Annotated in this window: 21 protein-coding genes; 9 read left to right on the top strand and 12 right to left on the bottom strand. The window is 63.3% G+C overall.

The window, feature by feature from the left end:
- Window positions 1–16: 16 nt before the first annotated feature.
- Window positions 17–1,180: a hypothetical protein gene (locus FEZ59_RS06000; protein WP_172932412.1), complete on the bottom strand. Its 1,164-nt coding sequence runs from the start codon at window positions 1,178–1,180 to the stop codon at window positions 17–19.
- Entirely contained in the window at window positions 1,177–2,400 is a 1,224-nt protein-coding gene (locus tag FEZ59_RS05995) for a phosphotransferase family protein (protein ID WP_172932411.1), read from the bottom strand. The genes FEZ59_RS06000 and FEZ59_RS05995 overlap by 4 nt, the downstream gene beginning before the upstream one ends.
- A 124-nt stretch (window positions 2,401–2,524) precedes the next feature.
- Here FEZ59_RS05995 and FEZ59_RS05990 point away from each other — a divergent pair, with 124 nt between their 5' ends.
- Both FEZ59_RS05990 and rraA read left to right on the top strand, forming a co-directional pair.
- Complete coding sequence (locus tag FEZ59_RS05990; protein WP_029254121.1) at window positions 2,525–3,148, top strand: TetR/AcrR family transcriptional regulator; 624 nt, start codon at window positions 2,525–2,527, stop codon at window positions 3,146–3,148.
- A gap of 30 nt (window positions 3,149–3,178) precedes the next feature.
- Window positions 3,179–3,655, top strand: a complete 477-nt coding sequence (rraA, locus tag FEZ59_RS05985; RefSeq protein ID WP_003943552.1) for a ribonuclease E activity regulator RraA — start codon at window positions 3,179–3,181, stop codon at window positions 3,653–3,655.
- Between the two features lie 15 nt (window positions 3,656–3,670).
- Here rraA and FEZ59_RS05980 read toward each other — a convergent pair whose 3' ends face one another.
- Window positions 3,671–3,898 (bottom strand): RNA-binding S4 domain-containing protein, encoded by a 228-nt coding sequence (locus tag FEZ59_RS05980; protein ID WP_003943569.1) that lies wholly within the window; start codon window positions 3,896–3,898, stop codon window positions 3,671–3,673.
- An 88-nt stretch (window positions 3,899–3,986) separates the two neighbouring features.
- Here FEZ59_RS05980 and lysX point away from each other — a divergent pair, with 88 nt between their 5' ends.
- The 4 genes from lysX to FEZ59_RS05960 all read left to right on the top strand — a co-directional run bounded on the left by lysX (window position 3,987) and on the right by FEZ59_RS05960 (window position 10,340).
- Window positions 3,987–7,343: a bifunctional lysylphosphatidylglycerol synthetase/lysine--tRNA ligase LysX gene (gene lysX / locus FEZ59_RS05975; protein WP_047889516.1), complete on the top strand. Its 3,357-nt coding sequence runs from the start codon at window positions 3,987–3,989 to the stop codon at window positions 7,341–7,343.
- A 13-nt stretch (window positions 7,344–7,356) separates the two neighbouring features.
- Window positions 7,357–8,247 (top strand): alpha/beta hydrolase, encoded by an 891-nt coding sequence (locus FEZ59_RS05970; RefSeq protein WP_020968026.1) that lies wholly within the window; start codon window positions 7,357–7,359, stop codon window positions 8,245–8,247.
- Window positions 8,248–8,325: 78 nt separating this feature from the next.
- On the top strand, window positions 8,326–9,735 hold the full coding sequence (locus FEZ59_RS05965) for a GGDEF domain-containing protein (RefSeq protein WP_172932410.1): 1,410 nt from the start codon (window positions 8,326–8,328) through the stop codon (window positions 9,733–9,735).
- Between the two features lie 5 nt (window positions 9,736–9,740).
- Complete coding sequence (locus FEZ59_RS05960) at window positions 9,741–10,340, top strand: histidine phosphatase family protein (RefSeq protein ID WP_031330982.1); 600 nt, start codon at window positions 9,741–9,743, stop codon at window positions 10,338–10,340.
- On the opposite strand, the gene FEZ59_RS05955 is transcribed toward FEZ59_RS05960, so the two are convergent.
- From FEZ59_RS05955 to FEZ59_RS05930, 6 genes are all read right to left on the bottom strand, one after another.
- The gene (locus tag FEZ59_RS05955; protein WP_021332638.1) at window positions 10,341–11,330 is read right to left on the bottom strand and encodes an oligopeptide/dipeptide ABC transporter ATP-binding protein; all 990 of its coding nucleotides are present in this window, start codon (window positions 11,328–11,330) and stop codon (window positions 10,341–10,343) included.
- Complete coding sequence (locus FEZ59_RS05950; RefSeq protein ID WP_019746261.1) at window positions 11,330–12,427, bottom strand: ABC transporter ATP-binding protein; 1,098 nt, start codon at window positions 12,425–12,427, stop codon at window positions 11,330–11,332. Before FEZ59_RS05950 ends, FEZ59_RS05955 begins: the two co-directional genes overlap by 1 nt.
- Window positions 12,424–13,518: an ABC transporter permease gene (locus FEZ59_RS05945; RefSeq protein ID WP_020968023.1), complete on the bottom strand. Its 1,095-nt coding sequence runs from the start codon at window positions 13,516–13,518 to the stop codon at window positions 12,424–12,426. Before FEZ59_RS05945 ends, FEZ59_RS05950 begins: the two co-directional genes overlap by 4 nt.
- Entirely contained in the window at window positions 13,511–14,467 is a 957-nt protein-coding gene (locus FEZ59_RS05940; RefSeq protein ID WP_019746259.1) for an ABC transporter permease, read from the bottom strand. The genes FEZ59_RS05945 and FEZ59_RS05940 overlap by 8 nt, the downstream gene beginning before the upstream one ends.
- A gap of 92 nt (window positions 14,468–14,559) precedes the next feature.
- Window positions 14,560–16,179 (bottom strand): ABC transporter substrate-binding protein, encoded by a 1,620-nt coding sequence (locus FEZ59_RS05935; RefSeq protein WP_020968021.1) that lies wholly within the window; start codon window positions 16,177–16,179, stop codon window positions 14,560–14,562.
- Window positions 16,180–16,361: 182 nt separating this feature from the next.
- Entirely contained in the window at window positions 16,362–17,957 is a 1,596-nt protein-coding gene (locus FEZ59_RS05930; protein WP_020905652.1) for a Na+/H+ antiporter, read from the bottom strand.
- A gap of 26 nt (window positions 17,958–17,983) precedes the next feature.
- On the opposite strand from FEZ59_RS05930, the gene FEZ59_RS05925 reads away from it, so the two are divergent.
- Window positions 17,984–18,304, top strand: coding sequence for a UBP-type zinc finger domain-containing protein (locus tag FEZ59_RS05925; RefSeq protein ID WP_172932409.1), 321 nt, complete (start codon window positions 17,984–17,986; stop codon window positions 18,302–18,304).
- A gap of 292 nt (window positions 18,305–18,596) precedes the next feature.
- A complete protein-coding gene (locus FEZ59_RS05920; protein ID WP_172932408.1) occupies window positions 18,597–20,909 on the top strand; it encodes a pyruvate dehydrogenase in 2,313 nt (770 codons plus the stop codon).
- 83 nt (window positions 20,910–20,992) lie between these two features.
- Here the strand turns inward: FEZ59_RS05920 and FEZ59_RS05915 are convergent, their stop codons facing one another.
- Entirely contained in the window at window positions 20,993–22,612 is a 1,620-nt protein-coding gene (locus tag FEZ59_RS05915; RefSeq protein WP_092765199.1) for an ABC transporter substrate-binding protein, read from the bottom strand.
- A 361-nt stretch (window positions 22,613–22,973) separates the two neighbouring features.
- Here FEZ59_RS05915 and FEZ59_RS05910 point away from each other — a divergent pair, with 361 nt between their 5' ends.
- Window positions 22,974–23,876, top strand: coding sequence for an SDR family NAD(P)-dependent oxidoreductase (locus FEZ59_RS05910; RefSeq protein ID WP_020968018.1), 903 nt, complete (start codon window positions 22,974–22,976; stop codon window positions 23,874–23,876).
- Window position 23,877: 1 nt separating this feature from the next.
- On the opposite strand, the gene FEZ59_RS05905 is transcribed toward FEZ59_RS05910, so the two are convergent.
- A complete protein-coding gene (locus tag FEZ59_RS05905; RefSeq protein WP_029256845.1) occupies window positions 23,878–24,603 on the bottom strand; it encodes a hypothetical protein in 726 nt (241 codons plus the stop codon).
- 150 nt (window positions 24,604–24,753) lie between these two features.
- On the bottom strand, window positions 24,754–25,626 hold the full coding sequence (locus FEZ59_RS05900) for a hypothetical protein (RefSeq protein WP_020968016.1): 873 nt from the start codon (window positions 25,624–25,626) through the stop codon (window positions 24,754–24,756).
- Window positions 25,627–25,806: the final 180 nt, after the last annotated feature.

Raw genomic sequence — 25,806 nt, 5'->3', positions numbered from 1 at the left:
GTTTGGTGAGCTGGAGTTACGGTGCGACGTCACCGATTCCGGTGAACCCGTATCGCTGATGGGGTCCGATGACTGCTACCTCGAACAGTCCTGTCCCGGTGCGAGTCAGGCCGTCTTCTACAAGGGTGAACCGGGCCAAATTGTCGACCGGGCACAGCATCTTCTTCCACGGTTCGATGTCCGAAACCTTCTCTCGCAGGCCCTGAACCACCAGTTCTCCCTGCCACATCCCGTGGCGCCAATCCTGCTCGAGTCCGTAGCCCGTACCGACACCGATGTAGTTGGGCAGAATCGGTTCGCAGGTTATCTCCAGGATGTGGTCGGATTCGCCTGGTGCACCGGGACGCCGAAAGTACAGAGTTCCGCTCTTCACCTCGCGGGTACCGGAAATGAAGGTGAGCTGGTGGTCCGGTCGACCCAACCACTCCGGCTCGCGCGAACGATCCGCCCAGACGCGTGTCGCATCCTCCAGAATTCGGCGGCCCTGCTGATCCTCTTGAACGACCGTGACGACGGTGAAGTCCCCGAATTGCATGATCGAGTAGATCCAGAAGAAGTTCTGACTACCGGCGATCGACGGATCCGCCTTGCGTCCAGGAGGTTCCGCCTCGCCGACCGGTCGAACACCCCAGGATCGATCGCGATTACCCCGCCACGTCTCCGGGGTGACCGGGATGACGTCGCCGTCGACGGTCAGGGATCCGGACCATGTTCCGGTCTGCACGAATCGTTGCGTGTCGAAGGTGACTCGTTCGAGCTGGCGATGGAAATGTCTGGCCTCGAGATTGGCGGGGCCGTCGGACTCGAAGGTGAGGTCGAAGCTCAGGTCCGGCGCTTCGGGACTCGGGTCCAACACCACCCGCAGACGGTGCAGACCCTCGATGATCTCGATCCTCAACGGGCCTACTGACAGGTCCATACGATCGTCACCCAAGGCGCGGGATGCCCGGAAGACGATATGGTCGTCGCCGCGCCGAAGAACCGCAAAGCCGTCGCACACACCAAGATTGGGGTACTGACCGAGACCGATGATGAGAAACAGCGGCTCGCTGTCGCCGTCGACGCCAGCATGGCAGTTGAAGTAGTAGCGGTCGTAGAAGTTTCGATCCGAGGTGCCCACGTGGCGGATAGTCTCGGCGGTCTGATGTACCGGGTAGTCGTCGAGCGGGGACAGTGTCATCGTGCATCTCCTGTTGCGACCGACGCTGTTGTGAGCGTGGCTGTAGCGAGCGATTCCCAATAGGTGCCGTCGAGCATGGCTTCGAGTGTCTTGTGGTGCAGGATCATCTCGTCCGGGTTGTCGGGGAATTCCGCCTGACCGAAAGCCACTGCGCGACTTTGGACTCGGAACATGATCACCGCATGCCGCAGCGCGGCGTACACGATGTAGAAATCGAGATCTGCAACCTCGTGGCCCGAAAGCGAGCGGTAGGCCTCTGCCACGTCCTCGCGACGAAGGAAATCCGGCATTCCGGGGAGTCCGGCCATGGCAGCGAGATCCTCGAAGAACCTGTGCTGGAAGATCATCCAGCCGAGGTCCAGCTCACGCGGCCCCAGTGTGGCCATCTCCCAGTCGAGGACCGCCGCTGGTTCGAAGTCGCGGTAGATGACATTTCCGATCCGCGAGTCACCCCAGCAGAGCACTGCGGAACCGGCATCGACGGGAAAGTTCGCTTCGATCCAGTCGAAGCCGCGCTCGATCAACGGAGATCCCGGTCCGTCGGCTGTTGCCCACTCGTAGTAGCGTCGCTGGTCCTCGATGTGCGAGCGAAGTGCTTCTGCCCCAGTCGGTTCGGCACCATCGCGGCACAACTCGGGGAGAGCGAGGTGTGGATCGGCCATAGCGTGCAACTCCGCCAGCACTCGGACCGAGGACTGCTGGAGCCGAGAACAGTCGGCCGCTGAAGCCTCCGAGAGCCAGGATCCGAACGTGTACGGCATGACGTCTGGCGGGATTTCGCCCTCGCGCCGTTCCATCACGAAGAACTCGCCGCCGAGCGCGTCCGGGTTGCTCTCGGACCAGTACACGCGCGGAATCGGCACCGACGTGTGAGCTGCGACGGCGCTCATGACCCGAAACTGCTGGTCCAGGTTGTACGACGGGAAGATCGGCACCGCACTGTCTCGTGGAGCGATGCGGGCGACCAGGCGATGCCCGGCTCGAATCCCGTCCTCGATCCAGGTCGCATCGAACAGCACGGTCTCGTTGGACATGCCGTTCGCGGCGGGCACCTCAACCGAGGTCACGGAGGGTTTCGAGCCTCGCCACAGCACGGTCGTGAGCCAGCCTTCGAGGCTGCGTCGCATCTCTGCCGGGTCGTTGCGGGATTCGCCGGGCCTGGCGAATTCGGCGTAGTCGGGATCTCCGCCTGAGGTTTCTGTTTCGGTTCGAAGGTTCATCACCACTCCTCGTGGTTCGGTGGCGCCGATGCGCACGTGCCGATAGTCGATACAATATGTAACGACTAAAGCCGTGACAGAATGTAACGGCCATCACAGCGATACCGCAAGGGATTTGCCCAAAATGTCCAAAGATTCCGAAACTCAGCACCGCCTGGGCCCGCAGCGAAACCCTGCAATCGACGACGCAGTACTGGACGCGACCAGGCAACTGTTGGAGGAAAAGGGGTACGCCGGCACATCCATCGACGCCATCGCGACGCGCGCGGGAGTCGGGCGTCCAGCCATCTACCGTCGGTGGCCGTCGAAGGCACACATCGTCAACGACGCGATCTACCCCGTGCTCGACGTCGAACAGGGCGCGGACATTGACACCGAACTCGGCGCCGAGGGCACGATCGCGGATCAGATTCGCGCGCTTGTGCAGGGCGCGGTGGCACTGTTCGCCGCTCCCGCCACCCGGGCCGCTGCGCCCGGACTGATGAGCGAAGTGCGAACAAACGCGGAATTACGCGACGTTCTCGTGGTGCGGCAACTGGCCGGAGTCCGCGTCGAGCTGAACCGTCGACTGGAAGCGGCGAGGGAGCGCGGCGACATCCGAAGCGGCGTCGACGCCGACGCTCTTCTCGACATCATGGCGGGCGCGGCCATCTTCGCGATGTCGGTTCGCGACGTCTCGGACCCGGGACCGTTTGCCGATTCTCTTGCCGACATAGTGCTGAACGGCATACTCCCCGACGACAACTAGGCCCGAGCCCCGCCGACTATCCTGTGGGGCATGACCGAGCCTGTAGCGACCGCTGACCTTGCCGACGAGATCGGACCCGACATCCGTAGCTGCGACACGCAGTTCACCCAGTTCGGTGGACGTGAGGTTTTTGCCGGCCCCATCACCACCATCAAGTGCTTCCAGGACAACCTGCTCGTGAAGCAGACCCTCAGCGAACCGGGCAACGGTGGAGTCCTCGTCGTCGACGGTGACGCGAGCATCCACACCGCCCTGGTCGGCGACATCATCGCCGGCCGCGGCGTCGACAACGGCTGGGCCGGCGTCATCGTCAACGGAGCTGTCCGCGACTCGGCGATCCTGCGCACCCTCGACATCGGCGTCAAGGCGCTGGGCACCAACCCGCGCAAGAGCACTCAGACCGGTTCGGGCGAGAAGAACGTGCCGATCGAAATCGGCGGAGTCACCTTCAACCCCGGCGAGATCGTCTACAGCGACCAGGACGGCGTCGTCGTTCGCGAAAGCTAGTCAGAAGTCGCGGGATCAGGCGGGGGCTTCCACTTTGGCGGCCATCCCGCCGATCTCGACGACATCGCCGTCACGAAGCTGGCGGCCCCGACGATCTTCGACCTCACCGTTGACCGAAACCATGCCGTCGGCGATCACTTCCTTGGCCTCCGCGCCCGATTCGATGAGGTTCGCGAGCTTGAGAAACTGACCGAGCCGAATCATTTCGTCGCGGATGGGTACTGCTGGAATGTTGTCGGTCATGTCAATCATCTTCCTCCTCCCACAAAACTGGACACGACAGACCACACTTAGCGTGAGGATCTGATCGACCGGTAGGAGAGGAAGCTCGATGGCACCATTGACCGAGGTATCGGACACCACTGCAGAGTTGGTGGAATCGCCACCCGAAAATCCGCGCCAGGCGCGGCGATTCCGCAAAGGGCGGTTCAGCCAGGTTCCCCATATCTCGGGATTGATCCTCGGAGTCTTCTCCGTACTGGTGTTCCTGTGGAGCATCTCGCCGGTACTGCGGCACATCCTCCGCGTCCCACGCGAATACATCGACAGCTACTACTTCGACGCACCGGATACGAGCCTGTCGTGGGCGCTCGTCGTCGCCCTGCTCGCCGCGGCCCTCGCGAGTCGCAAGCGCATCGCCTGGTGGCTGCTGACGATCTACCTCGCGCTGATCACCCTCACCAACATCGCCTCCACGATCGTCGACAAGAACCCGAACAACGCAGTCGCCGCTGTCGTTCTGCTTGTCGTGATCGGAATCCTCATCGCCGCGAGGCCCGAGTTCTACACACGCGTACGACGCGGCGCCGGTTGGAAAGCGCTCGGCGTACTGATCGGCGGCATGGCTGTCGCGACCGTGATCGGTTGGGGCCTTGTCGAACTCTTCCCGGGCGACCTGCCGCAGAACCAACGATTCCTCTGGGCCCTGAACCGCGTCACCGCGGCGGCTTCGGTCGACAACGAGGTGTTCGACGGCCATCCACGCGTCTTCGTCAACACGGTCCTCGGTCTCCTCGGCGCCATCGCACTACTCGCCGCAGTTATGACGCTCTTCCGCGCGCAACGCTCCAACAACGCCCTCACCGGCAACGACGAATCCGCGATCCGCGGGTTGATCCAGAACTTCGGCGCCGACGACTCCCTCGCTTACTTCGCCACCCGCCGCGACAAGGCCGTCATCTTCGCGCCGAGCGGCAAGGCCGCGATCACGTACCGCGTCGAGATCGGCGTCTGCCTCGCCAGTGGTGATCCCATCGGCGATCCCGAGGCGTGGCCGCACGCCATCGAAGCGTGGCAGGACCTGGCCTCGCAGTACGGCTGGGCGACAGCCGTCATGGGCGCCAGCGAAACCGGGGCGACGGCGTACAAGAAGGCAGGCTTGAGCGTCCTGCAACTCGGCGACGAAGCGATCCTGCGCACCCGCGAGTTCAATCTCAACGGACGCGACATGCGCCCGGTGCGCCAGGCCGTCACCCGCGTCAGGCGCCACGGCGTCACCGTGCGGATGCGACGTCATCGCGACATCCCGCCGGAGGACATGGCGGCCGTCATCATCCGCGCGGACGACTGGCGTGACACCGACACCGAGCGCGGCTTCTCCATGGCGCTCGGCCGACTGGGCGATCACCTCGATGGCGACTGCCTCCTCGTCGAAGCCGTCATGGGCGAAGGCACGGAGGACGAAAGCGTCGTCGGCATGCTTTCGCTCGTGCCGTGGGGACCGAACGGCGTTTCGCTCGACCTGATGCGTCGCAAGCCGACGGCACCCAACGGTGTCGTCGAATTGATGGTCTCGGAGTTGGCCACACGTTCCGACGAGATCGGCGTCGTGCGGGTCTCGCTCAACTTCGCCGTCTTCCGCTCGGTGTTCGAGGAAGGTTCGCGCATCGGCGCCGGCCCGATCCTCCGTATCTGGCGCTCGGTGCTCGTCTTCTTCTCCCGCTGGTGGCAGCTCGAAGCGCTGTACCGCTCCAACGTGAAGTACCAGCCGGATTGGGAGCCGCGCTTTCTCTGCTTCGAGGACAACCGTGAGCTTCCACGCGTCGGATTCGCGTCGGCCATCGCCGAAGGCTTTGTGGTTCTGCCCAGTTTCGGACGCAAGTCGAGCCAGGTCGTCAAGCACACCGGAACACATGCGGCGGTGCCGGCAGCTCTGGTGACTTCCGAAGGACTGCACGCCGACGGCAGCCCGCCGGACTCGGCGCCGTCGTTCACGACCAACGGTCCGCGTCGACCCGAGCAGGTCCGCGTGCGCATGAACAAACTCGCGCAACTGGCCGACGAAGGAATCGCCGCCTACCCCGTCGCCTACCCGCCGACGCATACGATCGCAGCCGCAGCGAAGTCGCCGGAGGGCACCCGCGTACGCATCGCGGGACGCCTGCTGAGGGTTCGCGACTACGGCGGAGTCGTGTTCACGGACGTGCGCGACTGGTCCGGCGACATCCAGGTTCTGGTCGACCAGGACAACGTCGGCCGGGAGAAGCTGGCGGAGTTCGCCGCCGAGTTCGATCTCGGTGACCTGATCGAAGTGAGCGGAACCATCGGGCGTAGCCGCAAGGGCGAGCTGTCGCTCATCGCCGCCGAGTGGCGCATGAACGGCAAGTGCCTGCACCCGCTGCCGGACAAGTGGAAGGGCCTCTCGGATCCCGAGACCCGAGTCCGCCAGCGGTACCTCGACATCGCCCTCAACCCGAAGGCCCGCGAACTGCTCGAAGCTCGAAGTGCCGTCGTGAAGTCGCTTCGCGATTCACTCGGTGGTCGCGGATACCTCGAAGTCGAGACCCCGATCCTGCAGCAGGTGCACGGCGGCGCGAACGCCGCTCCGTTCCTGACACACATCAACGCGTACAACCTCGACCTCTATCTCCGCATCGCACCCGAGCTGTACCTGAAGCGCTTGTGCGTCGCAGGAATGGAGAAGGTGTTCGAGATCGGCCGCGTGTTCCGTAACGAGGGCGTCGACTTCAAACACAATCCCGAATTCACGATCCTCGAGGCCTACGAGGCGCACAGCGACTACGAGGGCATGATGCGGATGTGCCGCGAGCTCATCCAGGCGGCGGCCGTCGCAGCGTTCGGGCGCGAAATCATCATGCGACCCGGCCCGGACGGCGAATTGGTCGAGGTCGACATCTCCGGCGAGTGGCCGGTGAAGACGATGCACGGCGCCGTCGCCGAAAAGCTTGGTGTCGACGTCTCCCCCGAGACGAGTCTCGAAGACCTGCAGAAGCTGTGCGACGCCAACGAGATTCCGTACCAGTCCAGCTGGGATACCGGCGCCATCGCGCAGGAGATGTACGAGCACCTGGTCGAGGACTACACGGAGTTCCCGACGTTCTACACCAACTTCCCCACCTCGATGTCTCCGCTCACCCGGCCGCATCGCAGCATCCCCGGCGTCGCCGAGAAGTGGGACCTCGTGGCGTGGGGTGTCGAACTCGGAACCGCGTACAGCGAGTTGACCGACCCCGTGGATCAGCGCAACCGGCTCACCGAGCAGTCGATGCTCGCGGCCGGCGGCGATCCAGAAGCGATGGAATTGGACGAGGACTTCCTTCAAGCCCTCGAACACGCGATGCCGCCGACGGGTGGTCTCGGGATGGGCGTCGACCGAATCGTCATGCTGATCACGGGCGGCAGCATCCGCGAGACGCTGGCCTTCCCCCTCGCGAAACCGCGTCAGTAGTCCGGATTCTCACGTGCCGGAATTGTTCCACGTGAAACCACCGGGCGAGATCTTGCAGGTCGGCGAGAGCCGACTGCATGTTCTTGCCGAGGGCGACGGCCCCGTCGTCGTCCTGTGCGGCGGACTGGCGGGCAACTGGTTCGACTGGGATGACTGCGCGCGTCATCTCCAGTCGGACCACACCGTCGTCCGCTTCGATCGCCCGGGCTTCGGACTCAGCGAGCCGTCTTCCGACGTGCCGACCGTCCGCGGCGAAGCTCAGCGGATCCGCGACGTGCTCGACACTCTGGGACTGACTGGTCCGGCCGTCGTCGTCGGCCACTCCATCGCCGGCTTCTACGCCGAAGGCTTCGCGCGACTGTTCCCCGATCGGGCGGCGGGGATGCTGCTCCTCGATTCCAGTGCCGAGAAAGAACCGAAACGTCTTTTCCCCCGCGACCTGCTGCTGATCGCCTCCCGGGCCGCCGCGGCCTCGTTCAGCACCACCGGACTCCAACGACTCCTCGGCACCACGACGCGCAAGATCCTCAACCAGTCCGTGCCGCCGAGCGGGTCGTCCGAAGCCACCCTCGAATGGGTCCGGAAGATCTACCGCGAGCCTCACTATCTGGAGGCGGCGATGATCGAATACGTCGCGTACACCGATATGGCGCTGGAGCTCACCGCTTTACGACGCTCGAGCAAGCACCCACTGCCCGACATCGACCTCAGCGTCGTTGCCGCACACACTGGCCACACCACTCCCTGGTCCATCGCCTGGATGGCAAAGCAGCAGAAACTCGCCACCTACCTCGGCGGGAGTTTTCACGTCCTGCGCCCGGCGCATCACCACGCGATGATCGATCAGCCCGAGGAGTTGGCGAACTTGATTCGACGCCTCACGCAGCCGAACCCTCGGGAATGACACTTCAACGTACAACTCGGACAGTAGCCGGATCATTGCTAGTCTCGGACAGCTTCTGCTTTCTACGACAGGCTGACCATGGACCGTTCGACACGTCGGGTGCGCTCGTGCCTGATTTTCGTGGCGATCCTCGTTGTCGCCCTGGCGGGCATCGCCGCCCGTCCGCCCGGGTTTCTGTCGACCTTCTGGCCCGCCAACGCGATCCTTCTGGGCATTCTCCTTCGTAACCCACGCTCGTTTGCGCCGATCGGACTCGCTGTCGGCGGCGCCGCGCTGCTGACTGCGGATCTTGCGACCGGAAGCCCCGTGCAGAGGGCCTTCGAACTGAATGCGATCAATCTGGTCGGCGTCACAACAGGATTGATCGCCGCGAACTTGCTCGGCTGTTTTCCGCGGCGGATCTCCGAGACCAAGTACACGACCAGAATCTTCGTCGTCTCGGTTCTGGCGTCGTTCACGGCTGGGTCCGCCAGCGCGCTGCGCACTCAACTCCACGAAGGAAGCGGTGCGGGAACGGAATTGGTGGGTTGGTTCTTCGCCGACCTGTGCACCTATCTGATCGTGCTGCCCATCCTTCTTTCCGCACCTCCGTTCGACCACGTCCGTCGTACGTTCGGGCCGTCCGTGCGGCAGAATCTGCGACTTCGACGGGTCGCCCAGATCCTTCTGCCGCTGGCAGCCCTCCTCGCCTGCCTCCCGCTGGCCCTCGAAGTGCAGGGAGCCCTCGCATTGCTGCTTCCGATGCCGGCGCTCTTGTGGTGCGCGATGCGCGTCTCGCTGTTCAGCACTTCGCTCCTCGCGGCTGGGTGGAGCGCGTGGGCGCTGATCATGGCGGGCCAGGGGCGGTTGGCCCTGGCCGATCCGGTTCATCTGCTCAGCGAAGGTGTGACCACCAGAATCTCCGTCATCTTGATGGCGCTCTCCCCCATCGCGGTAGCCGTCGCCACGGGCGCACAACGACGCGCTGAACGTGAACTCCAACGCATCGCCGAATGCGACGCCCTGACCGGAACGCTGAGCCGACATGCGTTCTGGACCCAGTCGCAGGAACTCCTCGACACCCAACACACAGCGCGAAAATCGATCGCCGTCATGATGCTCGATCTCGACCACTTCAAATCGATCAACGACAACCTCGGCCACCTCACCGGAGATTCGGTCCTCGAACAGTTCGGAAACACCCTCCTCGCCACTACCGAAGGACTGGGACTGTCCGGTCGACTTGGCGGTGAGGAATTTGCCGTCGCCGCGGCCGACTGCACATTCGAGGAAGCAATTGCCCTGGCAGAACGCATCAGACAGAGGCAGGAGGCGCACTCCCGATCCATCCGCGGCTTCGCCGGAACGGTCAGTATCGGAGTCGCCTGGGTAGATCAGGCAATGGCCGAGATGGACGCTCTGCTCGACATCGCCGACACCGCCATGTACCAGGCGAAACGCGAAGGCCGAAACCTCGTGGTGGCCGTCGATCTGTACATGGCAAGGTGACGTGGGTGCAACTACTCCTGATCCGACACGCGCTCCCCGAACTCGCCGAGGTCACCGAAGGCTTCGCCGATCCCTCACTGACCGACGCCGGTCGCGTGCAGGCACTTCGGCTGCCTGCGGCATTGGCCCCCTACCGGATCACCGGGCTCTTCAGTAGCCCGCAGAAGCGCGCACTCGAGACCGCGGACCCGGTAGCGCAGGCATTGGATCTTCCGGTCACCGAGCTCGAGGGTCTGGCGGAGTACGACTACGAGCAGCCCCACTACATCCCGATGCACGAGGTCTTGGAACGCGCACCGGAAACGTATGCGCGCATCAAGGCCGGATGGCTACCCGAGTCGGTGGACGGCGACGCTTTTCGTGCGCGAGTCCTCGGTGCGATCGACGACGTCGTCGCCGCAACCGACAACAACGCCACCGTGGCGATCTTCTGCCACGGCGGCGTCATCAATATCGTTCTGCAGGAACTACTCGGGCTGGAGCGTCCGTTGACCTTCCCGATCGAGTACGTGTCCGTCACGCGAATACTTGTCTCCCGGGACGGAAGCCGCAGGGTCGGGTCGATCAACGAAACCGGTCACGTACGCAACATGCTTCGCGTGTAGTCACACGTTGTGGCACGCCACCTGATGACCGCCCTGGACGAGACGAAGTTCGGGAACTTCCTCGGCGCAGAGATCCGTGGCCAGCGGGCACCGAGTACGGAACCGGCAGCCGCTGGGCGGATTGAGCGGCGACGGCAGCTCGATGACCTTCTGCTCGACGTTCTGCGCTGCGGTGACGGTGGCATCAGGATCGGGAATCGACGACAGCAGTAGCTGCGTGTACGGGTGCAGCGCGCGGTTCTGCATGTCTTCTGCGGGAACGATTTCGCAGACGCGGCCCAAGTACATGATCATCACGCGGTCACTGATGTTCTTCACGACGGCCATGTTGTGCGCGATGAACAGCAAAGACAGCCCGTGACGCTTCTTCGCATCCTCGAGCAGGTTCAGAATCTGCGCCTGCACGGAGACGTCGAGGCTCGAGACCGGCTCGTCACAGATCAGGACTTTGGGATCGAGCATCAATGCACGGGCGATGCACACACGCTGGCACTGTCCGCCCGAGAGTTCGCGCGGGGTCCGGTCCCACACCATGTCCGGGTCCAACCCAACCTCGGCAAGAACCTCGCGTGCCCGAGCTTCGATGGCGGCCTTGTCTTTTCCGCCCCAGATCGACGGACCCTCGGTGATGAGAGCCTTGACCTTGCGACGCGGGTTCAGGGAGGAGATCGGGTCCTGGAAGATCATCTGCAACTGAGTGCGACTGCGACGCAGTTCTTCCGCGCCCAGTGCCGTCATTTCGGTCTCTCCGAGGCGAATGGAGCCCGACGTCGGCGAGGGCAACTGCATGATCGCCCGGCCCGCTGTGGACTTGCCACAGCCGGATTCACCGACAACGCCCAAGGTTTCACCCGGAGCGACGGTGAAGCTGATCCCGGACACAGCGTGAACGGTCTGCCCCTTGCCGACGTTGAATTCGACGACCAGGTCCTCGACCGTCAGGGCCGCGTCCACCGTCTCGGGCTTTCTGGTTTCGGTTGCTGCAGTCATCAGACCATCTCCTTCACCGCGAGCGTCAGGCCCGCTGCGGTAGTGCCGGCCTTCTCGTTGGCGACCAATGCCGTTGTGCCTTCAGGGGTGTCGACCGGGTAGTGGCACGCGAACGTGTGACTTTCGGTTGTGTTGTCTCCCAGGCCACCGGGAGCCAGAGCCGGTTCGCCGGTCAGGCAGTCGTCCTGCGCATACCGGCAGCGAGCGGCGAAGCGGCAACCGGTGATCGGCTTCGTCATGTCCGGCAGTCCACCCGGAATTGTCTGCAGCACTGTGTGCGTCGGCGATTCGAGTCGCGGAATCGCGGCCATCAGCGCTTCGGTGTACGGGTGGCGCGGACGAGTGAACAACTCCTCGGTGGCCGACGTTTCCACGACGGACCCCGCGTACATGACGGCGACACGATCCGATCGTCCCGAGACCACACCGAGGTCGTGGCTGATCAGGATGACGGCCATATTGAGCTTGTCGTTGAGCGAGGCGAGCAGGTCGAGGATCTGCTTCTGCACGGTCACGTCGAGAGCTGTGGTCGGCTCGTCCGCGATCAGCAGTTTCGGCTCGCAGGCCAGGGCCATCGCGATGACCACACGCTGACGCATACCGCCCGAAAGTTCGTGGGGGTACTGATCGAGCCGACGCTTGGGCTCGGGAATACCCACCATCGACAGGAGTTCCGCTGCGCGATCGCGGGCCGCGTCCTTCTTCAGACCCAGGTGGAACTTCAAGGATTCGGTGATGTGGGTGCCGATGCGCTTGAACGGATTGAGCGAGGTCATCGGATCCTGGAAGACCATGGCGATCTCGGGTCCCCAGAAGTGCTTCATCTCCGACTTCTTCATCGTCGACATGTCGCGACCGGCAAACGTCACCGTCCCGCTGATGTCGAGAGCCGGACCCTTCTGGAGCAATCCCATGATGGTGCGTCCGAGAACCGACTTGCCGGAACCGGATTCACCCACGATACCGAGAGTTTCACCGGCGGAAACGTGGATCGAGACACCGTCGACTGCTCGCAACTGGCCACGCGGAGTGGCGAATACGGTTCTGATGTTGTCCGCCTGCAGTAGCGGAACGCCGTTCTGAACTGAAGTGGTCACAGCTTACTCCGATACTTCTCGCCGATGAGGTTGAAGGAGAACACCGTCAGGAAGAGGAAGACGCCGGGAACCAGAACGATGAACGGATGCTTCTCCACGATCCCGCCCTGGCCTTCCGCAATCATGTTGCCCCAGGTCGGATCAGGTTGTGCGATACCGAGTCCGAGGAAGCTGAGTGATGCTTCCGCGACAATCAGGCCGGAGACGGCCACCAGGCCGAGCGCGGCGACCGGAACGAGGACGTTGGGAACCAACTCGCGCCAGATGACGCGCCATTTGGTGGCGCCCATGGCCCGCGCGGCAAGCACGAACTCCCGTTGGGCGACGACGATGGTGTTGGCCCTGGCGATTCGAACCATGCTGGGAATGCAGAGAATCGAGAGTGCGAGGGTGATGTTGCGCAGGTTCGACGTGAGCACCGCGGCCAGTGCGATCAACAGCACCAGAGAAGGAATGGCCAGCAGCGAGTTGGTCAGGATTCCGACGACTGCGTCGACCTTGCCGCGGAAGTAACCGGCCATGACGCCGATGGTGCCGCCGATGATCATGCCGATCAGTACGGCGCAGATGGCCACGGTCAAGGATGCCCTGGCACCGAACAAAGCGCGGGCAAGCAGGTCGAGACCGAAGTTGTTGGTACCCAACGGGTGATCGGAGAGCAGGCTCGGCGAGGCGAAGCCCGGCTCGGCCAAGGTCTTGACCGTGTCCTTGTACTCACCGAGCGGCAGCAGCGGTGCGAAGATCGCGGCCAGGATCAGCGCGGCCAGCCAGATGCACGCCAACCAGTACGAGAGATCGAACTGACTGCCCCACTTGGACGTACCGAGTTTGCCGAGACCCTTGAAGAGGAAAACCAGGGCAACGAGCGCGAGCACGATGCGGACGGTCATCATGATGGCCGAACCGAAGAGTGCGGTGCCGAGCAGCGCAACGCCGATCACTGTGAGAATCGATCCGATCAGGACCAGATTCTTGGGCTGTTCCAACGTCTCGACGGGGCCGGGAGCCAGCAGGACTGTCTGCTGCCGGTATGTCATCACCTCGGACGGGGCCGGCGACGGGGCCGCTCCGTCTGGCGTCACTTCAGACATGGACACGACGACTCCTCGGGTCAAGATAGGTGTACAGAACATCGATCGCACTGTTGACGAGGACGTAGATGACCGCGATCACGACCACCGCGCCAAGCAGCATCGGCGAATCACCTTGCTGCGCTGCGCGGACGATGAGCGTGCCCATTCCGGGCAACGAGAAGAGCGTCTCGACGATCACGGTGCTGCCGATCATGCCGCCGAGAGCCAGACCCATCATCGTGATGAGCGAGAACGACGACGGTCGGAGCGCGTCACTGAAAAGCACTCGCAGCGTGGGCATTCCCTTCGCCTTCGACGCGAGGATGTAATCCTCACGGAGCGTCGTCACCAGATCGGATCGGAGAACGCGAGTGAACATCGCCATCTCGAGGAGGCTGATGGTGATCGCGGGAAGTATTGCATGTGAGAGGTTTCCGGAGAGGCTGTCCCCGATGCGCACCCACTGTGATCGCGGGAACCAGCCGAGCCAGTTGACGGTGACCATGATCAGCAACAGACCGGCGAGGAAGCTCGGGACGGAAAGAACACCGAACGTCGCGGCGCTGATGACGCGGTCGATGACGCCGCCTTCGTGGTGCGCCGACCAGAGTGCGAGCGGCACGGCGACGACGAGTGCGATGACCAGACCCATCACGGCCAACTGAACGCTGACGGGCAGCGCCGAGCCGATCGCAGTCAGAACGTCCTGCTGCGGGGGAACAAGCGAATTACCGAGGTCGCCCTGGAGAGCGCTGGTCAGCCAGTCCCAATAGCGAACCAGCAGTGGATCGTTGAGCCCGAGCTGCTGCCGCACTTCCTCGTACTCGGCGGGCGTTCGGCCTTCACCGAGAACGGAGACAGCAGGATCGCCGGGGATCAGTGATGCCAGCACGAAGGTTCCGAAGCTGACGATCAGGATCACAATGACGAGCTGGCCCAATTTCTTACCTATTGCGCCGATGTTCATCGATTTCGTCTCCTTCGGACAGCGAGCTCGCAATACACAGCAGTTCCTCTGATTTCAGGTCTTGGTTCAAGCTCTCCAGGACTTCAGGCTCTCTAGGACTTCCAGGCTCCGTCGAAGAGCACGATTCCGTCGAGGCTCTGCTCGAGACCGTGAACGTTCTGGTTCCAGACGTCGAGTGCGGCGACGTTGCCCCACACCTGCCACGGGACGGTCTCGTTGGCGCGTTCCTGGATCTGTGCCAGGACTGCCTTCTTGTCGTCGTCGGTGGTTGCGACGCCCAACTTGTCCAGGAGAGCGTCCATTTCGGCGTCGGAGTAGCCGGTGGCGTTGTTACGGCCGCCGGACTTGATGCCCGTGTACAGACGCTCGTAGGGATCGGCCTCGGCGAGGCTCAGTGCTGCGGTGCTCATGTCGTAGTCGTGATCGGCATACATCCGCTTGACCAGATCACCTGCACCGGTGACGTATTCGATCTGAGCGTCGAATCCGACAGCGTTGAGCATTGCCTGGATGGCCAGAGCCGTTGCCTGGGCGGACGGTTCCTGGATGGAGAGGAAGGTGATCTTTCCGTCGTAGCCGTCGGCCTTGGCCTGATCGAGCAGTTCCTTCGCCTTGGCGGGATCGACGCCGATCGGTGCGACGTCGTTGTGCCAGCGCGAGGTGTCCTGGAAGATCTCCTGGCCGGGCAGTCCCTTGCCGTTGTTGACGCGGGTGTTGAGCGTCTCCGGATCGACGGCAAGCGCCATCGCCTGGCGGACACGAACATCCGAGCCCGGGCGACCCGGGGCCATGTTCACGTTGGCGATGTAACCGAGCGACGGGATGTCGACGAAGCCGGGGTAACCCGACTCGATCAGATCCAGGATCGGGGTGAGCGTACGCATGTACGCGGCGTCGATGCCGCCCGTCTTGAGGGCTTCAGCGGTGGGCTGAGCGCCGACGATGCTGATCAGCTTGAGCTTGTCGATGTTCGGTGCGCCGTCGTAGTAGTCGGGGCGAGCAGCCAACAGCAGTTCCTCGTTGGGAGCGAACTTCTCGAGAGTGAACGCGCCCGCACCGATCGGGGTGAACTGGTCACCCTGCTGCGCGCTCGGGGCGACGATCATGCCGGGTCCGGTAGCGAGCATCGACTGGATGCCCGTCCACGGATCAACGAGGTTGAAGACGACGGTCGTCGCGTCGGGGGTGTCGATCGAGGCAACCTTGGAAGCCCACAGGCTCGACTGCGGTCCCTTGTTGGTGACGTAGCGGTTGATACTGTCCGCCACTGCCTTGGAATCGAAAGCTGTTCCGTCGCTGAATTTCACACCGTCGCGGAGCTTCAGCGTCCAGGTCTTGCTGTCCGAACTCGCTTCGAGCGACTGGGCGAGCTTGGGCTCGAACTTCTGCCCGATGGGGTCGTAGCGCATGAGCACGTCGTAGATGGCGCTGAGCTCGCTGCCGCCGGTGGCGCCGGCAACCTGAGCCTTCGCGGGATCGAGAGTCGTGACCGCCGAGTAGCCGCTGAACGTCAGCGTGCCGCCCTTGGTGGGAGTGCCGGGGTCGGCCTGCTCGTTGACCATGCCGATCTTCAGCGAGGAACCGGAATCAGCGGATTCGCCGCCGCCATTGCTCGAGCCGTTGTCGGCGCACGACGCCAGGAACATACTTGCGGTGATCGCCAGCGCAGCCGCAGCCAATCTGCGACTTCCGCGGCGGGAACTACGACTCATTCGAATGCCTCCAAGGCGGGGTAAGACCGTGACGTGATGTTGAACACGAAACAGTCTGTGACGGGAGGCACAGAAAATTGGATCGAGTCTCGCTCAGTGGAATCGGTTAAGTTGCAGGCCTCAACGGCCAGGTAAACCGACCCTGGCCAGCGATTACCCTCACCGACATCAGACCAGCCGGTCTAGTCCCGGTCGAGCGTGGCTTCCTCGAGATCGAGCTCTCGAAGTACCTTGCGGAGAACCTCGTCGTCGATCCGGCCGGCATCGCGCTCGGCGATGAACACACCTCGCTCGGCATCGATCATCTCGAGGCGCAGCGAGCGGAAGGCGTTCGACGGGCTCTCCCCCAGATCCTCGTCGCTGCGTCCCAGTCGCTCCCACGCCGAGTTCGCGCGGTGGGTGTTCCAGCTTCGCAAGATGTCCGCGGCGCGATTGCGGACCTGAGGGACGTCGTCGGCGTCGGCTCCGACCAATTCGTCCAGGCGCGCCGCAGCAGCGCGTGCAGCCTTGTCCTGAGCCGCCGCCTCGGCGCGTGCGTCGGACTGCTCCTCGTCTCCTTGCACACCGAGGACACGGATGACCCACGGCAACGTCAGGCCGTGCAGCAGCAGCGTGCCGACCACGACGACAAACGTCAGGAACAGGATCAGCGAACGGCCCGGGAAGTCTTCACCACTGTTGACCGTCAACGGAATGGCGAAGGCAGCAGCCAGCGACACGACCCCTCGCATACCGGCCCACGACACGACGAACACTGCCCGCGCCGAAATCTCCGGCTCCCTCGCTCGGATACGGGGCGACAGCCAACGCGGTACGTACGTGAACGGGAACACCCAGGCGATCCGCACCACCACGACGGTCACGAGCACAGCAATCGACGCCCAGACGACGATCGAGGTGCTGTACCCCTGCAATCCGTTGACAACACTGGGCAATTGGAGCCCGATCAACAGGAAGACGAAGGACTCCAGGATCAGGTCGACGGCCTTCCACACTGCCGTGTCCTGCAAGCGCGTCGCATAACTCGCGCGCGTGGAGCGCTGGCCGAGGAACAATCCGGCCACGACGACCGCGATGACGCCCGACGCGTGGACCTCTTCAGCAGCCAGGTAGGTGAAGAACGGCACCACCAATCCGATTCCACTCTCCATCACCGGATCCTGGAGTTTGCCGCGAACCTTCGAGATGACAAAGCCCACCGCGAGGCCGATCACCGTTCCACCGACCGCTGCGACGAGGAAGGTCTCGAAGCCGCCGATCAGTGTCGCACCGGTACCCACCGCCGCCGCGAGAGCGACCTTGTAGGCAGTCAGAGCGGTGGCGTCGTTGAGCAGGCTCTCCCCGCCCAGCAGGGTCATGATTCGGCGCGGCAGACCGAGCTTGCGTCCGATTGCGCTCGCGGACACCGCGTCCGGCGGCGCCACGATGGCGCCGAGAACCAGTGCGGCCGCAATCGAGAACTCCGGCACGATCAGATAGGCGACAAAGCCCACCGCTGCCGTCGTCGCCAGGGGCAGCCCCACTGCGAGAAATCCGATAGGACGCAGATTGGACCGCAGTGCCAGGTATGAACTGTCCAGCGCCGCCGAGTACAGAAGTGGAGGCAACACGACGAACAGGACGAGGTCCGGATCGAGCTCCAACTCCGGAACACCGGGTATCTGGCAGGCGATCAAACCGACCAGGACAAGGATCAGCGGCGAAGACAATCCGAACCTTCGCGCGACCGCCGCCACCAGCAACGCCGCTACTACAACCCCCAGTAATATGCCGTTCACTCTGGCAGCATGCAGTATGGAAGGCGATGAAGAAAATCCTGAAGCGAGCAGCAGCTCGCACACAGCAGCCCGCACCCGCTCCGACCGGTTGCGAGGAACTAACCAATGCGCCCGAAACGGACCCGGCAGCGCTGACGCCCGGCGTCTGCCAGGAGTGCGCCGAGTTGGGCGAGGATAACTGGTCTCACCTGCGCATGTGCCTGTGCTGCGGCCACGTCGGGTGCTGCGATTCCAGCCCCCATCAGCACGCGACCAACCACTACCGCGACACCGCGCACCCGGTCATGCGCTCGCACGAGCCCGGCGAATCCTGGCGCTGGTGCTACGTCCACGATCTGATGGATTGATCGCGCACGACTCGCAGTGTGCTGCGCATAGTGCCCACCTCGCACGGCGCACAGGCCTCGGTGTTGCGCACATTGCTCAATCCACTGGGTAGCTATTGCCCAATCTGTATGCCGATGATGGACTTTGACGCAGAATCTGCACAACAGATCGACAGGTGCGGCTGGACTTTGCCGCGCCGAACGGTTCGGCCTCAGGAAGTCCTGCCAAACATCACAACCACATCGTCGGCCCCATGATCTGGGGTACAGGCGGTGCGGCGATCGATGTCAACTATCGAAGGCAGGACCGGCCGTGAACAGCCCCAGCATCAACCAGAACGCTCCCGAGCCACTGGCGGAGATCGAGAAGCGCGTTCTGTGGTTGTCGACCGCGATGATCCATCACGCCAACCGTGTCCGTCCGAATCCCAGTGGGCTCAAAGTCGGCGGCCACCAGGCCTCGTGCGCGTCGATGGTCTCGATCATGACGTCGCTGTGGTTCGGCCAACTTCGTTCCGGCGACCGGGTTTCCGTCAAGCCGCACGCGGCTCCGGTGCTCCACGGCATCAACTATCTGCTCGGTGAACTCGACGAGTCGTACCTGACAACGCTGCGCGAGTTCGGGGGCCTGCAGAGCTACCCGAGTCGATCAAAAGATCCTGATCCGGTGGACTATTCGACCGGATCTGTGGGAATCGGTGCAACGGCTCCCATCTGGGGCGCCATCGCACGCCGATACGTCGACGCCTCCCTCGGCGGCGCCGGAACCGGGCGTCAGTACTCCCTTGTCGGTGATGCCGAACTCGACGAGGGCGCTGTGTGGGAAGCAGTTCTCGATCATTCGGTCGCCGAACTGGGTGAGATCGTGTGGATCGTCGACCTCAACCGCCAATCGCTCGATCGGGTGGTGCCGAACATCGCGGCAACCCGCCTGGAACGCATGTTCTCGGGCGCCGGCTGGCAGGTCATCACCGTGAAATTCGGCGCGCTCCTGGAATCACTGTTCACCCGGCCGGGCGGCACAGCGTTGCGCGAACGAATCCTGGACATGCCGAATCCGGAGTACCAGCGTCTGCTGCGATGCACGGCCGACGAGGTCCGTCTGAGGCTGCCTGGCGACGCGGCGGACGCCGACGCGATCACGTCGCTGATCAACGACCTCGACGACGCCACGGTGCTCGAGGCCATCCGCAATCTCGGTGGCCACGACCTCGACGCTCTGCGAGAGGCGTACGCGCAGATCGACGACACCCGCCCCACCGTGATCATCGCGTACACGATCAAGGGCAGGGGTCTGCCGACGCAGGGCCATCCGCAGAACCACTCGTCGCTGCTCACCGCCGAGCAGTACGAGATTCTGGCGGCGGAACTCGGCATGGATCCGTCGAAGCCCTGGGAACGGTTCGAGGCGGACGGCCCGTCCGGCCGCATCTGCGCCGAAACCGCTGGGCGCCTGGCTCGCCCGAAGGTGGAGCATCTGATGCCCCCGGCAGTTCCGAAAGACATCGGCCGTACCCCCTCCGGCACATCCACCACTCAGGCAGCTCTCGGTCGGGTGCTACTCGACCTCAGCCGAGAGGCGCCGGACGCCGCGAAACGTGTTGTCACACTGAGCCCGGACGTCAGTTCCACCACCAACCTGGCAGGGTGGCTGAACAAGGTCGGGGTCTGGTCCCCCAACGAGCGGCACAACTGGTTTGCCGACGACGCCGAAACGATCATGCACTGGCGTGAGAAGCCCACCGGTCAGCACATGGAACTCGGTATCGCCGAGACCAACCTGGTCGGGCTGATGGGCGAACTCGGTGCAACCTGGAGTCGCTGGGGCCAGCCGCTCTTCCCCATCGGCGTGATGTACGACCCCTTCATCGAGCGGGCTCTCGAACCGTGGTCGTACGGCATCTACGCCGGTGGACAGTCGATCATGGTCGGCACTCCGTCGGGCGTCACCTTGGCTGCCGAAGGTGGTGCGCACCAGTCGATCAAGACTCCGTCCATCGGACTGGAACAGCCGGGGTGTGTCAGTTTCGAACCGGCATTCGCCGTCGACGTGGAGTGGACGCTCCTCGACAGCATCGGACGCCTCGGCCGACCAGACGGCAGCTCGTCGTATCTGCGTCTGTCGACCCGTCCGGTCGATCAGGCCTTGGCCGCGGTACCGACCGATCCGGCTGCGCGAGAACGCCGTCGACGTCAGGTGGTGGCCGGCGCGTACACGCTGCGGCACAACCCTGATCCGGCCATCACCCTGGTCGGTATGGGTGCCACCGCCACCGAAACACTTGTCGCAGCCGAAAGACTGGGCGAGCAAGGCATTTCCGCCGACGTCGTGTGCGTGACCAGCCCCGGATTGCTCTTCGAAGCACTCCAGTCTCGGCGCGGTCTCGCGGACGGTCCGTCATGGATCCTGGATCAGGTCTTTCCGAGTAGCCGGTCCGCGCCGATGGTCACCGTTCTCGACGGGCACCCGCACACCCTCGCGTTCCTGACGGGAATCAACAATGTCCCGGGTGCTGCGCTCGGAGTGAGCCGGTTCGGTCAGGTCGGTTCACTCGAAGACGTCTACCGGTACCACGGCCTCGACTCCGACAGCATCGTCCGCGCCGCCCTCGATCTCACTTCTTGATCGGCCACACTCTCTGATGCCGAGAAGCGTCCCCGCGGGGACGCTTCTCGGGTCTGATCAGTTCTCTAGTTCTTCAGAGGCCTTCAGTTCTTCCAGGCCTTGTCGAAGAACATGATTCCGTCCAGGCTCTGCTGAATGCCGTGGACGTTCTGCCCCCACACACCGAGCCACGGAGTGTTGCCGTAAACCTGCCACGGCACAACCTCATTGGCGCGCTCCTGAATCTTGGCGAGCACCTCGATCTTCGCGTCGTTCGACGTCGCTACACCCAACTGGTCGAGCAGCGTATCCATCTCGGGGTCGGAGAAACTCGCGGCGTTGTTTCGCCCACCGGTCTTGAGGTTCGAGTACAGACGCTCGAAGGGATCGGCTTCCGCGAGGTTGGCGGAACCTGTTGCCATGTCGAAGTCGCGGTCGGCGTACAAACGCTTGACGACGTCGGCAACCGAGTTGACGTACTCGATCTGGAAATCGAAACCGACGGCGTTGGCCATCGACTGCAGAGCCAGAGCCATCGCCTGCGCCGAATTCTCCTGCAGCGTCAGGTATGTGATCTTGCCGTCGAAACCGTCGGCCTTGGCCTCGTCGAGAAGCTGCTTCGCCTTGGCGGTGTCTACGCCGATCGGAGCGACGTCGTTGTGCCAGCGAGAGGTGTCCTGGAAGATGACCTGGCCGGGCAGACCCTTACCTTCGTTGAGGCGATTGTCGAGAGCGACGGGATCGGTCGCGAGCGCCAATGCCTGTCGCACCCGCACGTCGGCACCGGGACGACCGGGAGCCGTGTTGACGAGCGAGAGGTACGACAGCGACGGGATGTCGACGAAGCCCGGGTAGCCGGAGTCGATCAGATCCAGGACGTTCGGAAGCGAACGCATGTACGCGACGTCGGTGCCGCCGCTCTTGAGGGATTCGGTGGTGGACTGTGAACCGACGATGCTGATCAACCGCAGCTTGTCCACGTTCGGGGCGCCGTCGAAGTAGTCTTCCCGAGCGTCGAGGATCAATTCCTCGTTGGGAGCGAACTTCTCGAGGGTGAACGCGCCGGCGCCGATCGGGGTGAACTGATCGCCCTGCTGGGCGCTCGGCGCGACGATCATGCCGGGTCCGGTGGAGAGCAGTGACTCGATACCGGTCCACGGGTCGACAAGATTGAAGACGACCGTCGACGCGTCCGGGGTGTCGACTGACGCAACCTTCGACGCGTACAGGCTCGACTGCGGCCCCTTGTTGGTGACGTAGCGATTGAGGCTCGCCGAAACGGCCGCCGAATCCACCGGAGTGCCGTCGCTGAACTTCACACCGTCGCGCAGTTCGAGAGTCCACGTCTTGAAGTCGGAACTCGGTTCCATCGACTCCGCGAGTTTCGGAACAAATTCCTTCGACGCCGGGTCGTAGCGCAGCAAGGTGTCGTAGATGGCGCCCAGCTCCGAACCAGCGACCGAACCGGCGATCTGCGTCTTCGCGGGGTCGAGATTCGTGACAGCGGAATACCCGCTGAACGTGAGCGTGCCACCCTTGACCGCGTCACCCTCGTCGGACTGCTCGTTGACCGGGCCGATGGACAACCCTGAACCGGAATCCGGTGCGTCGCCGCTCCCACCCCCGTTCCCGCTGTCAGCGCACGACGAGACGAACAGGCCGGCGGAGACAGCCAGCGCGACGGCGGCAACCTTGCGGTGACCGCGCCGAGAACTGCGACTCATTCAAAACCTCCAGGTCAGAAACTGTGATGTGAAGCATTGTCGAGACAGTTTGTGACGTAAGGCACAGGGATTAGTTGCAGGTCCCGCTCAGTGGAATGTAGCGAGAAGATTGTTCAGTTTTCGAGCGACATTTGCAGGTCAGGCCGTTAGCGAAGGTCAGGAATTCATTCCGATTCGAGTGACCTCAACGGGTGAATCGCCGGAGCACCGTCGAGGAGTGGGCAGCCGCGGCCAGTGCAGCCTGCAGATGTGCGGACTCTAACGACTCGTACGACACGAGGCTCCCTCATCGGATACCTTTCGCAGAGGGGAAGTCAGCTAGAGACACACGCCGCAAACGTACACACGAAAAGGGCAACCAATGGGGCTACTGAAGGACGTCACCGGCTGGCGACGCGGGACGAAGTTGCAGCGTCGACTACGTGACCTCACCGGCACGCTCGTAGTTGTCACCGGTGCAGGCAGCGGCATCGGGCGTGAAACGGCCCTCGCCTTCGCGGCCCAGGGAGCTATCGTCGTCGTCTCCGACATCAACCTCGAAAGCGCGCAGGACACTGCGGCACTCATCAACACACCCACTCAGGCCAGCGGAGCCGAAGCGGTGTTCGGTGGCGGTTCGCACGCCTACCAGGTCGACGTGTCCGACGAACAGGCCGTGATTCGATTCGCGGAGACAGTCGCGGCGCATCACGGCGTGCCGGACATCGTCGTCAACAACGCTGGAATCGGGTTCTCCGGGACATTCGCCGACACCGAGCAGCGCCAGTTCGAGCGCGTCATGGACATCAACTTCTGGGGAGTTGTCTACGGCTGCCGGGCATTCACCCCGATGATGATCGACCGGGGAACCGGCGGACACGTCGTCAACCTGTCTTCGGCCGCCGCCTACACACCCCAGAAAGCACTCACCGCGTATTCGACAAGCAAGGCAGCGGTATTCATGCTCTCGGATTGCCTACGGGCGGAACTGCTTCCACACGGCATCGGCGTCAGCACCATCTGCCCCGGCCTCGTGCACACGAACATCCTCAAGACCACCGAGTTCGCCGGGACCACCGCCGAGGAACAACTCGAGAATCAGACCAAGGTCGACAACTTCTACCGCAAGCGCAACTTCACCCCCGACCGGGTGGCCAGTGCCATCGTGAAAGCAGTTCGCACGAACAAGGCCGTGGTGCCCGTGACCGTCGAAGCCAAGCTCGGACGCACGATCAGCCGGTTGTCTCCCGGGTCGATGCGCGTCGGAGCTCGGTTCGAGATCTAGGTCAGCTTCCGAAACTCAGGCTGCCCGTGAAACCCTGCTGCACATCGGCTTCCGAACGGGGAAGAACCTCGTAGGTGCTGGCGTACTGGCCACTGAAACCGGTGACGGTGATCGGGCGTCCGACTGCAATGGCGTCGACGTCAATTCCGGTCTGGGTGTTGACGAAGATGACGGTGTTTCCGTCGACGCCGGACACCAGGATCTTGTGGCCGTACGGCAGATCGTCGACGACGGGTCCGCTCACGATCCCGGACACCGTCACGAGACGACCTTCGCTCCCCTCACCGATTGCATTGAGGGGCAATCGCGCCGGGCTGATCTGGGTGGTCGTGCCGATTACCTCGACGGCAGTCGGGCGGACGACGAGCAGGCCTTCCTGATCCGCGAGGACTCCGGTGACCTGAACCTGATCGCCGAGAGCAATCCCGGAGTTGTTCGGATCGCTGATGTAAATGCCCGAATTGCCGCTCTGGAGACCAAAGCCCTTGTCGTAGAAGCTGGATTCGAACACTCCGGACGGCGTAGTCGCGGTTCCCACGACGGTGACCGTCGTTCCGATGGCCTGCGCACGGGCTGCCGCGATGGAGTCCGCGGACACCTCACCGACAACCGCTGCCGGCTCCGCCGTCGCTGCGGTGCCGACAAACATGGTGGCCGCGGCCGCAACTGCCAGTGCCGTCACACCTCGACGCAGGACCGGACCGGCAAGAACGCTGTCTCGAAACATGTTTGAGGACTCCCCTGTGATTTCGTGGCCGCGCAGGTTCTCCTGATGGAGTGCCGCCTTCGCCCACCCTGAGGCACAGGTTATTACAGGTCGGACGCCGCAGCGGTGGTGACATTCCGTCACCACCGCTGCGTCTAGGCTTCCGAGTTTTCAGGAACCGGAGCTTCCGGACGAACCGCTCGAGCCACTGGAACCACTGGATCCTGTTCCGCCACCGAGATCGTCGAGAGGATCGCTACCGGTGAGCCCGCCCGGATACAGGTAGGCGTCGGAGATCGTGCTGAGCGAGGTTCCGGACGTGGCCGGTACCTTTGCTCGCCAGTTGACGATCGGATTCAGCACTCCGAACGGTCCGCAACCACTGGCGGCGGGCAGCGCGAAGCCGGTGGCCTCGTTCCCGACCGGGCTCACCTTCAGCGCAGTCGACGGCAGCACCGTGTAGGTCGGTACCACTGACGGGTCAGGCGCGAGACGGAGATTCACCGGTGCCGCCGCGGAACCCAGGTAGCAGTTGTCGCCGAGGAACGCGTTGTTGATCTTCATCCGCACCGGGATGCTCAGATCCATGTCGGTGATGATTCCGTTGAGAGTCGGCGCAGCCGTTGCCTCCACCTCGGCCGTTACTGCGGCCAGGCCGAAGAGATTGCCGAACGGAAGATCGATTCCCAGAACTCCGCCGGGAACCGTCAGCGGCTTGGAGTAGACACCGTTGTGTCCGTCGTCGCGCGGGAGAAGAACGGTGGACTCACCTTCACCGGAGCCGGCCTCGGCGGCAATGATCATGTCGCCTTTTCCGATCGGGAGGTTGAAGCCGTTGTTGTCGAAGGTTCCGCTCTGAACCACTACCGACACACAGGATTCGGCAGTAGCCGGACACACTGCGGCGCCCGGTACCGAATTGTCGACCGGGTCCTGAGCCGAGGCCATCGGCGCTGCAAAAGCCAGCACTGCACCTGCGGTACCTGCAATAACGGCCACGCGCGTGCCGAGACGTCTGTTGCCGTTCTTGTGAGATTTCTGCACTGATTTCTCCCTGCCGTTTATGTGATGGGGGACGAAACTCGCAGTCATTGCTTGTGTTTCGACCGCCGCCGACAAGGTCTTGCGGTGTGCTCCTACTCACAAGTAACAACTGAACAGATGTATATCACAGGACTTCGACTTAAAAACAGGGCAAAAGGGAGTTTCCTTAAAACGGACAAA

The sequence above is a fragment of the Rhodococcus sp. MS13 genome, assembly GCF_013277835.1.
Taxonomy (GTDB): domain Bacteria; phylum Actinomycetota; class Actinomycetes; order Mycobacteriales; family Mycobacteriaceae; genus Rhodococcus_F; species Rhodococcus_F erythropolis.
The sequence above is the reverse complement of the archived record's forward strand: the minus strand, read 5'-3'. Positions and strand labels throughout refer to the sequence as shown.